Consider the following 13,651-nt stretch of genomic DNA (forward strand, 5'->3'; position numbering starts at 1 on the left):
TCGTGACCAGTGACGCTGCGCTTGCAAATGCCACCGGGCTGCCTTTCAAACCCAAGGGCGCACCAGTCCCGCATGGCGGGCTTAAGGTCTGGCTGTTCCAGACCGGCAAGCTTTGACAATTGAACCGAAAGGATCAGACCAGATGCCAGTTACCATCCGCCCGCTACGCCCGGCAGACAAGGCTGAATGGTCCGCTCTGTGGCGCGCTTATCTTGCGTTTTATGAAACGGAACTGCCGGACGAAATCTATGACACGACCTTTGCCCGTTTGACCGACCCCACGCATAAGGCGCAATTCGCGCTGGTGGCGGAACGGGATGGACGTCTGATCGGTCTGGTCCACGCGATCCTGCATCCGCATAATTGGCGGGTCGAGGATGTCTGCTATCTGCAGGATCTCTTTGTCGCGCCGGCAGGACGCGGCACCGGCACCGGCCGCGCCTTGATCGAGGCGGTCTATACCGCCGCCGATGCCAATGACACCCCCGCCGTCTATTGGCTGACGCAGGACTTCAACACGCAGGCACGGCAATTATACGACCGGATCGGCAAGGTGACGCCGTTCGTTAAGTACAACCGCTAGCCCTGCAGCGCGCGGTAGGTGGGCAGAATATCCCCCTCGGCCTTTTCTGCCTCATAAACGGCGCGGGCAATCGCGCGGCTAAGACAGACCGCAGCCGCTGCATTGAGATCGCGCAGGGTCTGGGGACCGACCGGGTCACCCGTTCCTGTCGCCACTCCGAACACCAGATCGCCATCCAGCGGCGTATGCGACGGCACAATCGCGCGGGCCATCCCGTCATGGGCGGTCACGGCCATCCTGTGGCACTGCACCTTTGACAGGGGCGCGTCGGTCGCGACGATAGCGATGGTGGTATTGCCCATATCGATGGCCTGCATCTGCATCGCCTGTTCCTTTCGGCTGGGTTCCGGGCTGATCAACCCGCCGCGTGGGTCCGGGCCCGCGCCGCCGAATTCGTCATCAATCTCGAACGGTGCGGCCCAGAAATGGCGGTCCCCCGGTGTCGTCACGCTGCCCAGAGCATTGACCACGACCAGCGCGCCCACCATCGTCCCGTCCGTCAGCACCAATGAAGCTGACCCCAGCCCGCCCTTTTGCATCGCGGCCAGCGCGCCTGTGCCCGCGCCTGCGGTGCCCAGCGCGAAATCCGACGCCGCCGCATCCAGCGCTGCACGGCCCAACCCGCGGTAGGGGTTTTCGGCCCAGTCTTTTGCGCCACCGTTGATCAGATCAAAGACGATCGCCCCCGGCACGATCGGAATCCGCATCGGCCCGATGGCAAAACCGCGCCCCTGTGCGCGTAACCCGTCCATGACCCCCGAACAGGCATCAAGGCCAAAGGCCGATCCACCCGACAGCACCAGCGCATCGACCTGCTGCACAGTCTTGTCGGGGGCCAGCAGATCGGTTTCCTTCGTTCCCGGCGCGCCGCCCATGACATGCACGCTGGCGGTAAAGGGCGCGTCACCGACCAGCACCGTGGTGCCCGTCTTGATCAGGTCGTCCTGCGCGTTGCCCACGCGCAATCCCGCCACATCGGTGATCAGATTGCGGGGGCCGGGGGTGCATTTCTGGTTCATGTCAAATCTCCTGTGATTTTGCACGACGAACAAGAAATGCACTAAATGCAGCGGCCACCGTCCACCTCCATCGCGACGCCGGTGATCATGCTGGCCTCATCCGAGCACAGGAAACAGGCGGCGTTGCCCATATCTTCGGGTGTCGAAAATCGGCCCAAGGGGATCGTTGCCAAAAACTTCGCACGGGTTTCCGGCGTATCCTCCCCCATGAAGGATTTGAGCAAGGGCGTTTCCCCAGCCACCGGATTGATCGCATTGACGCGGATGCCATGGGGCGCAAGCTCCACCGCCATCGTCTTGGTTGCCGTGATCATCCAGCCTTTCGAGGCATTATACCAATTGAGCCGTGGCCGTGGCGACACCCCAGCTGTGGAGGCGACGTTCAGCACCGCGCCGATTCCGCTTTCCTTGAAACGGGGCACAAAGGCGCGGGCGGTCAGGTAGACCGACTTCATGTTCACCCGGAACACGCGGTCAAAATCATCTTCGGTCACGTCTTCCATCGCGCTGGGCAGGTGGGTGATACCCGCGTTATTCACCAGAATATCCAGGTTCCCGGCTGACAGGATCATCGATGCCATATCTGCAACAGAACCGGCGTCGCCCACGTCACAGGTGACGCCGACGCCGCCGATCTCTGCCGCGATCAGCTGCGCGGCCTCGCCATTGATATCGGCGCAGAACACCCGCGCGCCCTCTGCCGCGAATTTGCGCGCGATGCCTGCGCCAAAGCCGGACCCCGCCCCCGTCACCAATGCTGTCTTGCCTTGCAGTCTCATGCTGTCACCCATGCCATGCGGCCACGGTTTTCAGGTTAGAGAAACTGTAAAGCGCCTCAAACCCCTTTTCGCGGCCATGCCCCGATTTGCCGACACCGCCAAAGGGCAGTTCAACACCCCCGCCAGCGCCGTAGTTGTTGATAAACACCTGACCGGCGTGCAGCGCCTTGGCGAGCCGCATCTGGCGTGCCCCGTCGCGGGTCCAGATCGCGGCGACCAGCCCATAGGCGGTGCCATTGGCGATTTTCAGTGCTTCTGCCTCGTCATCAAACGGGATCAGCACCTGCACCGGGCCAAAGATTTCGTCCTGCGCGAGAACATGATCCGGAGGTACATCGGCGAATAAGACGGGTGCTACATAATGGCCTGCAGCATCGGTCACGATCTGACCCTGTGCGGCGATGGTCAGGTCAGCACCTAGCGCGACGAACCCCGCCACGATGTCCTTTTGCCGGGCAGAGATCAGCGGGCCAAGGTTCAGATCGTCCAGCGCGGGTCCGACCTGCAGCGCGCGATAGGCATCCGCCATCCGGTCGCGGACCTGATCATAGATCCCGCGCTGGACAAGGATGCGGCTGGATGCGGAACAGGTCTGGCCCGCGTTCTGGATTCCGGCGTTCACCAGAAAGGGCAGTGCGCGGTCCAACTCTGCATCATCGAACACGATCTGGGGCGATTTACCGCCCAGCTCCAAGGTCACTGGGATCACGTTCTTTCCCGCAGCCGCCTGAATCGCCGCACCCGTACGCACCGATCCGGTGAAGGACAGATGCTGTACATCCGGGTGCGCCGCCAGTGTCGCCCCCGCCTCTGCCCCCAGCCCTGTCACGACGTTCAGCGCGCCCGCTGGCAGGCCCGCGCCAAGGGCGATGGCGGCAAAGGCAAGCGCGGTCAGGCAGGCATCCTCGGCTGGTTTCAGCACGCAGGCGTTGCCCATTGCCAGTGCCGCCCCGACGGACCGCCCGATGATCTGCATCGGGTAATTCCACGGGATGATATGGCCGGTCACACCATGCGGTTCGCGCAGGGTATAGACGGTGTAGCCATCCAGATAGGGGATGGTTTCGCCCATGATCTTGTCGGCGGCACCGCCATAAAATTCCATATACCGCGCCAAAGCCACGGCATCGGCGCGCGCCTGCGACAAGGGTTTGCCGACATCGCGCGCCTCGATCCGGGCGAGCGTTTCGGTGTGGTCAAGCACCGCCTGACCGATGCGGGTCAGCACGCGGCCACGTTCGGTGGCTGTCATTCGCCCCCAGTCACCGGCGCGGGCGGCATGGGCCGCCTGCACAGCGGCGTCGATATCATCGGCTGTGCCGCGCGCGATATGCGTCAGCACCTGCCCGGTCGATGGGTCGGCCACCTCGATGCTGGCATCACCGCGCAGCCAACGCCCGCCGATCAGATGGCTGGCTGGCGGAATGTCAAAGGGCGTCAGCGGCATGGGCAAGCTCCGGTAAGATGGGGGCGGCGGCGATCAGGCTTTGAGTATAGGGATGCCGCGGGTTAGCAAATACACTGTCTGTCTTGCCCTGCTCCACGATCTTGCCCGCCTGCATCACAAGCACGCGGTCTGTGATGCTGCGCACAACCGACAGATCATGGCTGATGAACAGATAGGCGAGCGGGCGCTTGCGGCATAAATCCGCGATCAGATCCAGTACCTGCGCGCGGACAGATACATCAAGGGCCGATACCGCCTCGTCAAAGATAATCAGGTCGGGTTCCACGATCAGCGCACGCGCGATGGCAAGCCGCTGGCGCTGTCCGCCGGAAAATTCATGGATGTATTTGTTCGCAGCCTCCACCGGCAGGCCGACATCGGTCAGGGCACGGGCGATGGCATCATCGCGTGCGGCACCTTTGGGCGGGGCGTCGAGCAGGAAGAACGGTTCGGTGATCAGGCGGTCCACCCGGTGGCGGGGGTTGAAGCTGCCGTAGGGGTCCTGAAACACCACCTGCATCTTGCGGCGCAGCGCCAGATCAGGCTTGCCGCCCTGAAACACTGGCGCGCCGTCCAGCGTGATCGCGCCGCCCTGCACAGGTTCCAACCCAAGTATCGCCCGTGTCAAGGTCGATTTCCCGCAGCCGCTTTCGCCGACAAGGCCCACACGTTCCCCCCGCGCGACCGCGAAACTGACGTCGTCAAGTGCCCGAAACACCGGACGCGGGCCGAATAGGGACACACGCTTGACCGGGTAATCCCGCACGACGTTCTGCACCTGCAACAGCGGCGCACTGGCCTGCGTTTCGGGCAGTTGCACCGTATGGGACGAGGCCGCGAAAAGCGCTCGGGTGTAAGGATGGCGCATCTTGCGCAGCAGATCGGCGGTGGCACCGCTTTCCACGATCCGGCCGTGCTGCATGACCGCGATCCGATCAGCCACATCGGCGACGACGGCCAGATCATGGGTGATCAGCAGCATGCCCATGCCAAAATCCGCCACCAGATCCTGCAGCAGGTCCAGAATTCGTGCCTGCGTAGTGACATCAAGCGCTGTCGTCGGTTCATCGGCGATCAACAGCTTTGGTCGCATCGCGATGGCCATGGCGATCACCACGCGCTGGCGTTGCCCGCCGGATAATTCATGCGGGTAACGGCCTGGCCCGACGTTCAGCCCGACCCGTTCCAGCATCGCGGCAGCGCGGGTGTGTGCCTCTGGCTTGCTGGTCCGCTCATGGATCAGGATGGTTTCGGCCACCTGCGCGCCGATGGTCTGCACCGGGTTCAGCGCCGTCATCGGTTCCTGAAACACCATGCCCATCGCATTGCCGCGCATCCGGCACAGGGCGGATTCTGGCGTTTGCAGAATATCGGTACCATCTAACAGGATCTGCCCCCGCGCCTCTGCCCCCTGCGGCAGCAGGCCCATCACGGACAGGGCGGTCATCGACTTGCCTGACCCGCTTTCACCGGTGATCGCGGTGATCTGGCCTGCGGCAATCTCCAGATCGATCCCGTGCAGCACGGGCGTGCTGCCGATCTGCACCGACAGGTCCCTGATCGCAAGCAGACTCATGTCCGCACCACCCTGATCCGTGGGTCCAGCCAGTCGCGCAGACCATCGCCCAGCAGGTTCAGCCCGAGCACCGTCAGCAAGATCGCGAAACCGGGTATCAGAGCGACATGGGGCGCAAGGCTGACAAGGGTCTGCGCATCGGCAAGCATCCGCCCCCAGCTGGCTGTAGGCGGCTGAGCGCCAAGGCCGATGTAGGACAAGGCAGCCTCTGCCAAGATACCAAGGCTGAACTGAATCGTCCCCTGCACGATCATCAGATTGGTGAGGTTGGGCAGGATATGTTCGGCCGATATGCGCGCTGATGATTTCCCACAGACACGCGCGGCACGGATGAAATCACGTTCCCACAACGGCAAGGCGGCACCGCGCGTCAGCCGGGCAAAGACGGGGATGTTGAAAATGCCGATCGCAATAATCGCATTCACGGCGGAGGGACCAAAGACAGCCGTGATCAGGATCGCAATCACCAGCGATGGAAACGCGAAGACCAGATCATTGCCGCGCATAATGATGTCATCCAGCAGCGATCCATGCCGCGCCGCCGCCCAGAGCCCCAGCGGTACACCCAACCCCATGCCGATCCCGACCGCCACCAGCGCCACGGCGATTGAGGTCCGCGCGCCCATCATGATCATCGACAGGATATCGCGCCCGAAATGGTCGGTGCCCAGCAGATGCGCGCCGCCGGGGGGGATCAGGCGGTTGGGGATATCCAGCGCCTCGATATCATACGGCGTCCAAACGAATGACAGCGCGGCAAGGGCGGTGAAAAACACTGACAGACCCGCGCCGATGATCAGGTTGCGCGACATCAGTTACGCACCCGCAGGCGGGGATCAACGGCGGCATAGGTCAGATCGACGATGAAATTTACCATGATCACAGTGAACACCAGCAGCATCACCACGCTTTCCACGACGATCAGGTCACGCGCGCTGATCGATTGAAAGATCAGGCGCCCCAATCCAGGCAGAAAGAACACCTGTTCGATAATGATCCCACCGGCCAGAAGAAAGGAAAACTGCAGCCCGATGATCGTCAGCACCGGGATCAGCGCATTGCGCAAGGCATGTCGCCACAGCGCCTGTCGGCGGCTCAGCCCCTTGGCGCGGGCGGTGCGGATGAAATCCTCTCCCAGCATATCGAGCAGCGACGACCGCATCACCCGCGCAAGGATCGCCGCCTGCGGCAGGGCAAGCGCCACGGCGGGCAAGGTCAGTGCCTTGATTGCGGCAAATGGGTCACCCCAGCCCGGAAAGCCGCCTGCAGAAAACCAGCGCAGATTGATCGCGAAGATCAGCACAAGGATCATCGCGAACCAGAAATTCGGGATTGCAACGCCCAGTTGGGTGGCCCCCATGATCGCCGTGTCGCCGGCGCTGCCCCGGCGGCTCGCCGCATATATCCCCGCGGGGAAGGCGACGGTGGTGGACAATACCAGTGCATAAATCGCCAAGGGCAGCGAGACCCAGATGCGGTCGCCGATCAGATCGGCAACCGGGGTTTTATAAGTCCAGGATACCCCGAAATCGCCCTGCAGCATCCCCGCCACCCAAGCGAGATAGCGCGCGACCAAAGGCTGATCCAACCCCATCTGCGCCCGTAATGCCGCAATCGTATCAGGCCGCGCATTGACGCCAAGCATAAAGGCGGCGGGATCACCGGGGATCACCTCGACCATCGCGAAGATCACGATGCTTGCGACAATCAGGCTGATGATCAGTGACGCAAAACGGCCAGCGGCATAGCGGAGCATCCCCGCCTCAATTCCCCCAGGCGACGCCAGTCAGGTCAACGGCAGCGACGGGCTGGTTCACCCATAGCCCGGTGATTTCGGCCCTGGCCACTGTCGCCACGGCGAGCTGGAACAGATAGGCGTTGACGTAATCTTCTGAAATGATCGTTTGCGCCTGCGCCAGCAGGGCAGAACGCGCCTCGGGGTCGGTGGTGGCGTTCAACTCATCCAGGACCGCACGGAAGTCGGGGTTGTCATATTGAAAATAGTAATCCGGATTGGCGTAGATGTTGATATCCATCGGTTCGGTATGGCTGACGATGGTCAGGCCGAAATCCTTGTTGCCAAAGACTTCTTCCAGCCACTGCGCCCATTCCAAATTGGTGATCTCGGTCTGGATACCGACGGCGCGCAGTTGGCTCGCGATGATTTCGCCACCACGGCGGGCGTAGGACGGGGGCGGCAGTTTCAGCGTGGTGGTAAAGCCATCCGGCAAACCTGCCTCTGCCAGCAACGACCGGGACAATTCAGGGTCATATTGTGAGTTGTCCAGCAGGTCCACGTAATCGGGATTATGCGGCGCGAAATGGGTGCCGATGGGCGTGCCATAACCGAACATCGCCCCATCGATGATCGCCTGACGATCAATCGCATGGGTCACGGCGCGGCGGACCAGAATATTGTCGAAAGGTTCACGTTGATTGTTCATCGCCAGAATGGTTTCGCCTTCGGTATTGCCGTCCAGCACTTGGAAACGCGGATCAGCCTCGAATTGCGGCAGGTTCTCGGGGGCAGGGAAGCCGACAAAGACATCCACATCTTCGGCCATCATCGCAGCAAAGGCGGCCGTCGGGTCAGAGATAAAGCGGAAGGTCGCAGCCTCCAGCGCGGGTGTATCACCCCAGTAATCTTCGTTGCGGGTCAGCTCGATCCGGTCGCCCTGCGCCCAGTTCGCCATGGTGAAGGGGCCGGTGCCGACAGGATTGGTTGCAATGTTGTCGATGCTTTCGGGCGCAACGATCACGGCATTCCCCCAGGCCATGTTGAACAGAAACATGCCGTTGGGTTGTTCCAGCGTCACCTCTACCGTCAGCGGGTCGATCACGGTGACATCGGCGATGCCTTCGAACAGGGCCTTTTGCGCATTGGTGCTGTCTTCGGCGCGCGCGCGGTCAAGGCTGAACTTCACGTCCTCGGCGTCCATCGTGGTGCCGTCATGAAACGTGACACCGGCGGCAAGGGTGAACGTATAGACCAGCCCGTCATCTGAGATATCCCAGCTTTGCGCCAAACCGCGGATCACCGCGCCATCGGCGTCGAAACGAGTCAATCCTTCGAACACATTGGCGTACAGCACAGAATTGATCGCCTGCGCGGCACCGCTGGTGATATCGAGGTTCGGCGGTTCCAGTTGGATCGCCACGGTGATGCTGTCCTGCGCCAGCGCGCCAGAGGCACAAAGCACCACGGCAGTGGATGCGGCAAGGCGTTTGAAGTGATGCATGATAATCCCCTGTTTGTTGCGCATAGTGTTCACCCAGCATGGGGCGCAATGCAAGTCCGGTGTGGTGCGGTCACCCCACTAGGATTTGGCTTCTGGCGTCAATATCGCCGCCAGTCCCCGCGCCATGACCTGCGCGCTGTCGATCATGTCATCGACCCCGATATATTCGTCGGGCTTATGCGCCAGTTCCAGCAGGCCCGGGCCGTAAGCAATGCAGTTCTTCAGCTTGCCGATCCGGTCGATGTGTTTCTGGTCATAAGTCCCCGGTGACGCGACGAATTGCGCGGGCCGGCCCAGCACCTTTTCGATCTGCGCGGCGATTACCTGCACCACCGGCGCGTTGCGGTCGGTCATGCTGGGCAGGACCATGTTGATCTCGCGCAGGTCATAGTCGAACCGGTCGCGGCGGACCTTGAGATCTTCGAGCAGGGCTGTCACCTCTCCCCGCACCTGATCGATGCTTTCCTCGGCCAGAAACCGGCGGTCGATCACGATCCGGCAGCTGTCCGGCACACAATGGGCGGGCAGACTGGTATCCTCGGGCGCCTGTTCTGCCTGGCCGCCGTGAATCGCATTGATGTTCATCGTCGATGACCGCGCCCCGTCGGGGACCACGGGCATATCTGTGCGCCTTGCGGCCATGGCGGGATAAAGCGTGGTTTCAAAGGCATTCAGCACCGCCCCCATATGTCGGACTGCGCAATCCCCCAGAAACGGCATCGCGCCATGGGCGATTTCGCCGTGCGTTTCAATCTCGGCCCACCAGCCGCCGCGATGGCCCAAACAGACGCGGTCTTTGTGCAGGGGTTCGGGGATGATCACGTGCTGCACGCGGGCGGGATCGAAATAACCCTTTTCGGCCAGATAGGCGACGCCGCCATAACCGCCCGATTCTTCATCCGCTGTGCCTGAAATCTCGATAGCGCCGGCATAATCGGGATGGGTGGCAATGAACGCCTCGGCCGCGATGATGGATGCGGCCAGCCCGCCTTTCATGTCGCAGGCCCCGCGGCCATAAATCTTGCCATCGATCAGCGCGCCGCCGAATGGGTCTTGTGTCCAGCCGTGTCCGACCTCCACCACGTCGATGTGGCTGTTGAAATGCACGCAATCGCCGGCGTCCGCAGCTTCCCGGCGCGCCACGATATTCCAGCGGGGGTATTTCTCGCTATCGCCGGGGGTGCCATGCGCGCGGATCAGTTCCGTCTGAAACCCCGCTTTGCGCAGCCGCCGGTCCAGATAATCGCAGATATCGCGATAATGCGCGCCCGGCGGGTTCAGCGTCGGGATGCGGATCAGGTCTTGCGTCAGCGCGATCAGATCATCGCGGCGGTCGGTGATGGCATCCATCAAGGCAGTCTGATCAGTCATAGTCAGACTAAAGTCCAAGCCGGATGATCCTGCAAGAGGAATGAAACACGTTGCAATTCCCGTGCTGGATTCGTTTAGGTGATGCGTGGCCCGCGAAAGGTACCGAATGGCATATTTACTGGGTGTTGATACCGGCGGGACTTATACCGATGCCGTGGTGCTGGATGACACCGCGCAGCGTGTTGTGGCATCGGCCAAGGCCCTGACCTCGCGCCCTGATCTGGCGCTGGGCGTGGGGGCGGCGGTTGATGCGGCGCTCTCGCGCTCCGGTGTGGCGGCGCGCGAGATCGCGATGGTGTCGCTGTCCACGACGCTGGCCACCAATGCGCTGGTCGAAGGGCAGGGCGGACGGATCGCGCTGGTGTTCATCGGGTTCGATCCCGCTGAACTGACCCGCGCAGGGTTGCAGGATGCGTTGCGGGGTGATCCGGTGATCGCGCTCGCGGGCGGGCATGATCATGCGGGCCAAGAGGCGACGCCATGCGATCTGGCCGGTTTGCGCGATGCCCTGACAGCGCTTGTCGCTGGCGTCACAGGTTTTGCCGTCGCGGCGAGTTTCGCCACCCGCAATCCCGCGCATGAAATCGCCGCGCGTGATCTGATCCGTGAAGTGACGGGCTTGCCTGTGACCTGTTCGCATGAACTGTCCTCTGCCTTGGGTGGCCCGAAACGGGCGCTGACGGCGGTGCTGAATGCCCGACTGATCGGGCTGATCGACGGGTTGATCACTGCCTGCGAAACCCATCTGGCGACCTGCGGCATCACCGCTCGGCTGATGGTCGTGCGCGGTGACGGCGCGTTGGTATCGGCCGCCATCGCGCGTGAAAAACCGATCGAGACGATCCTGAGCGGGCCTGCCGCCTCCATCGCCGGGGCGAGCTGGCTGACCGGCGAAACCGATGCGTTGGTCAGTGATATCGGCGGCACGACGACCGATGTCTGTCTGCTGCGCGACGGTCGCCCGATGATTGACCCGGCTGGCGCACGGGTCGGGCCGTTCCGCACCATGGTCGAGGCTGTGGCGATGCGGACCACCGGCCTTGGTGGCGACAGCGAAGTGCATGTGACCGAAGGGCTGGATGCCGGGCTGCGCCTTGGGCCGCGACGGTTGATGCCGATCGCGCTCGCCGCGCGGCAGTTTCCGGGTCTGGTGCATGATGCACTCGACCGGGCCTTGGCCAGCGGTGTGCCTGCGTCCGATGGGGGGCAATTCCTGTTGCCGCTGTGGCGGCAGATACCGCAAGGGCTGGATGCGCGCGAAATGATCGTCGCGGAGCGACTGGCCGATGGGCCGCTGCGGCTGGGGACGGCGGTGCAGACGCGGATGGAAACCCCCGCCTTGGGTCGGTTGATCGGAAGGGGACTCGTGATGTTGGCGGGGGTAACGCCATCGGATGCATCGCATGTGCTGGGGTTGCAGGATTGCTGGGACACGGATGCTGCGACCAAGGCGCTGACGCTCTTTGCCCGCCGCCGCACCGGCAATAGTCAGCAGATCGCGCCGGACGCCGCCACGCTGGCGCGGATGATCATCGACCAGTTGACTGCTCAGACCGTCGATTGCCTGCTGCAGGCTGCCTTTGCCGAGGATAGCCGCGATTGGCCCGACCCCGCCGCATTGGCACAGCATCCGCTGACCAGGGCCGGGTTGGACCGGCATCGCGGTACACTGCGGATCGATCTGGCGCTGGCACTGCCGGTGATCGGGCTTGGGGCCTCTGCCCATGCGTATTACGGGGCCGTGGGCGACAGGCTGGGCACGCAAATGCTGCTGCCTGATCATGCCGATGTGGCCAATGCGATTGGCGCGGTGGTCGGACAGGTGCAGATGCAGGCGTCGGGCAGTGTGACCAGCCCCGGCGCGGGTGTGTTCAACGTGCATCTATCGGATAAAGTGCAAAACTACATCAGCCGTGACGCGGCACTGACCGCGATCCGCAAGGCGCTTGGCGATCAGGCAAGTGCCGCCGCCCGCGCCGCCGGTGTGGAGGATATCAGCCTGCATGTCACCGAAGACATCCGTCAGGTCGATGTCGAAGGCCAGCCCATGTTTATCGAAGCCACAGTCAAGGTCATCGCGCAGGGCCGCCCCCGGATCGCGGCCGGATAGTCGCACGCTCACTTTCCCGTCACCCAGATTGCGCGATAGCGCGCGATCAAGGACAACGGAGCCATATTCAGGATAAACGCATGCTTGACCGTCATCTTCGCCCGCTGATCGACCCGCCGCTGGATCGGATCGGGCATGGCCTTGCCTTGCGCGGTGTGTCGGCCAATGCGGTCACGCTGGCGGGTCTTGGTCTGGGCTTGCTCGCCGCGCTGGTGATCTGGCTTGGCGCGCCGCTTTGGGCGCTGATCCCGCTGTTGGCAAGCAGGCTGGCCGACGGGCTGGACGGTGCCGTCGCCCGCGCCACCCGCAAGACCGATTTTGGCGGTTATCTGGATATCGTCGCTGATTTTCTGTTCTACGGGATGATACCGCTGGCCTTTGTGCTGACCGACCCAGCCGGCAACGGGGCCGCGGGCGCGTTCCTGCTTGCCTCGTTTTATTTCAACGGGACCAGTTTTCTGGGCTATGCCATTCTGGCCGAAAGGCACGGTGACCAGACCACCGCCCAAGGGCAAAAGTCGCTGTATTATTCCAACGGCATACTGGAAGGGACTGAAACCATCGTCTTTTTCATACTGCTCTGCCTGTTTGAAACTTTCTTCGCGCCCTTGGCGTGGGTTTTCGGCACTCTATGCTTTGTGACCGCAGGTTTACGGATCTACGCCGCCTCTCGCATCTATAGACAATAAAGGAACACGCTCATGAAAAACCTCGCCTTGCTCGCTGCCTTGCTGGCGCCCGTGCCAGCCCTGGCAGACATCGACCCCGCGAACTGGGACGAGGTGACGGCCGAGGCCGAAGGCCAGACCGTGTTCTGGAATGCCTGGGGTGGGTCGACCACGACCAATGATTTCATCGCATGGGTCGGATCGCGCGTGGCAGAGGAATACGGCGTCACCCTTGAACATGTGAAACTGACCGATACCGCCGATGCCGTGACGCGTGTGTTGTCTGAAAGACAAGCTGGTCAGGACGATGGCGGCGCGATTGACATGATCTGGATCAACGGCGCGAATTTCGCCGCGATGAAAGAGGCGGATCTGCTGTTCGGCCCCTATGCCGAAGACCTGCCGAACTGGACGCTGGTGGATTTTGAAAACAAATCCGTCCAGACGGATTTCACTGTCCCCGTCGAAGGGTACGAAAGCCCATGGGCGATGGCGCAGGTCGTCTTCGTGCATGACACGGCCCGGATGCCCGACCGTCTTGGGTCGATGGATGCACTTCTGGAATGGGCGCAGGCGAACCCCGGACGGTTCAGCTATCCGCAACCGCCGGATTTTCTTGGAACGACGTTCCTCAAACAGGTGTTGATCGATATCCTGCCTGATGCATCGGTTCTGGCAGAGCCTGCGACAGACGATAATTACGACGCGGTGACCGAACCGCTTTGGGCCTATCTCGACGCGCTGACGCCCCATCTGTGGCGCGCGGGCCGTGCCTATCCCGCGACCGGCACCGCGATGTTCCCGCTGATCGCGGATGGCGAAATTGATCTGTCGATTTCCTTCAGTCCCGGTGCGGCAT

12 protein-coding genes and 1 pseudogene are annotated in these 13,651 nt (G+C 62.4%); 5 read left to right on the forward strand and 8 right to left on the reverse strand.

All coding sequences use genetic code 11. From position 1 onward, the window contains the following. Both ACK4TM_RS14280 and ACK4TM_RS14285 read left to right on the forward strand, forming a co-directional pair. Nucleotides 1-116: pseudogene (locus ACK4TM_RS14280) on the forward strand (class I SAM-dependent RNA methyltransferase); the annotation flags it as partial. Nucleotides 117-142: 26 nt separating this feature from the next. Then, the gene (locus ACK4TM_RS14285) at nt 143-583 is read left to right on the forward strand and encodes an N-acetyltransferase family protein (protein WP_409702419.1); all 441 of its coding nucleotides are present in this window, start codon (nt 143-145) and stop codon (nt 581-583) included. Here ACK4TM_RS14285 and ACK4TM_RS14290 read toward each other — a convergent pair. The 8 genes from ACK4TM_RS14290 to ACK4TM_RS14325 all read right to left on the reverse strand — a co-directional run bounded on the left by ACK4TM_RS14290 (nt 580) and on the right by ACK4TM_RS14325 (nt 10,014). After that, complete coding sequence (locus ACK4TM_RS14290) at nt 580-1,602, reverse strand: P1 family peptidase (protein ID WP_409702421.1); 1,023 nt, start codon at nt 1,600-1,602, stop codon at nt 580-582. The two genes, ACK4TM_RS14285 and ACK4TM_RS14290, sit on opposite strands and share 4 nt — an antisense overlap. Before the next feature lie 41 nt (nt 1,603-1,643). Continuing rightward, entirely contained in the window at nt 1,644-2,381 is a 738-nt protein-coding gene (locus ACK4TM_RS14295) for an SDR family oxidoreductase (protein WP_409702423.1), read from the reverse strand. A gap of 4 nt (nt 2,382-2,385) precedes the next feature. Beyond that, nucleotides 2,386-3,828 carry an aldehyde dehydrogenase family protein gene (locus ACK4TM_RS14300; RefSeq protein ID WP_409702425.1) on the reverse strand — a complete coding sequence of 481 codons (1,443 nt, stop codon included), beginning with the start codon at nt 3,826-3,828 and terminating at the stop codon, nt 2,386-2,388. Further along, the gene (locus ACK4TM_RS14305; protein ID WP_409702427.1) at nt 3,809-5,404 is read right to left on the reverse strand and encodes an ABC transporter ATP-binding protein; all 1,596 of its coding nucleotides are present in this window, start codon (nt 5,402-5,404) and stop codon (nt 3,809-3,811) included. Before ACK4TM_RS14305 ends, ACK4TM_RS14300 begins: the two co-directional genes overlap by 20 nt. Beyond that, nucleotides 5,401-6,216 carry an ABC transporter permease gene (locus tag ACK4TM_RS14310; RefSeq protein ID WP_409702429.1) on the reverse strand — a complete coding sequence of 272 codons (816 nt, stop codon included), beginning with the start codon at nt 6,214-6,216 and terminating at the stop codon, nt 5,401-5,403. The genes ACK4TM_RS14305 and ACK4TM_RS14310 overlap by 4 nt, the downstream gene beginning before the upstream one ends. Beyond that, on the reverse strand, nt 6,216-7,160 hold the full coding sequence (locus ACK4TM_RS14315) for an ABC transporter permease (protein ID WP_409702431.1): 945 nt from the start codon (nt 7,158-7,160) through the stop codon (nt 6,216-6,218). The genes ACK4TM_RS14310 and ACK4TM_RS14315 overlap by 1 nt, the downstream gene beginning before the upstream one ends. A gap of 7 nt (nt 7,161-7,167) precedes the next feature. Further along, nucleotides 7,168-8,643 (reverse strand): ABC transporter substrate-binding protein, encoded by a 1,476-nt coding sequence (locus ACK4TM_RS14320; RefSeq protein WP_409702441.1) that lies wholly within the window; start codon nt 8,641-8,643, stop codon nt 7,168-7,170. Nucleotides 8,644-8,721: 78 nt separating this feature from the next. Next, on the reverse strand, nt 8,722-10,014 hold the full coding sequence (locus tag ACK4TM_RS14325) for an acetylornithine deacetylase/succinyl-diaminopimelate desuccinylase family protein (protein ID WP_409702433.1): 1,293 nt from the start codon (nt 10,012-10,014) through the stop codon (nt 8,722-8,724). A gap of 106 nt (nt 10,015-10,120) precedes the next feature. Here ACK4TM_RS14325 and ACK4TM_RS14330 point away from each other — a divergent pair, with 106 nt between their 5' ends. The 3 genes from ACK4TM_RS14330 to ACK4TM_RS14340 all read left to right on the forward strand — a co-directional run. Then, entirely contained in the window at nt 10,121-12,124 is a 2,004-nt protein-coding gene (locus ACK4TM_RS14330) for a hydantoinase/oxoprolinase N-terminal domain-containing protein (protein WP_409702435.1), read from the forward strand. 80 nt (nt 12,125-12,204) lie between these two features. After that, nucleotides 12,205-12,813, forward strand: coding sequence for a CDP-alcohol phosphatidyltransferase family protein (locus ACK4TM_RS14335; RefSeq protein ID WP_409702437.1), 609 nt, complete (start codon nt 12,205-12,207; stop codon nt 12,811-12,813). A 12-nt stretch (nt 12,814-12,825) separates the two neighbouring features. Then, nucleotides 12,826-13,651: ABC transporter substrate-binding protein (locus tag ACK4TM_RS14340; RefSeq protein WP_409702439.1), on the forward strand; the 826-nt coding region annotated here is incomplete at its 3' end.

This window comes from Yoonia sp., assembly GCF_046292185.1.
In the GTDB taxonomy this organism is placed as follows: Bacteria; Pseudomonadota; Alphaproteobacteria; order Rhodobacterales; family Rhodobacteraceae; genus Yoonia.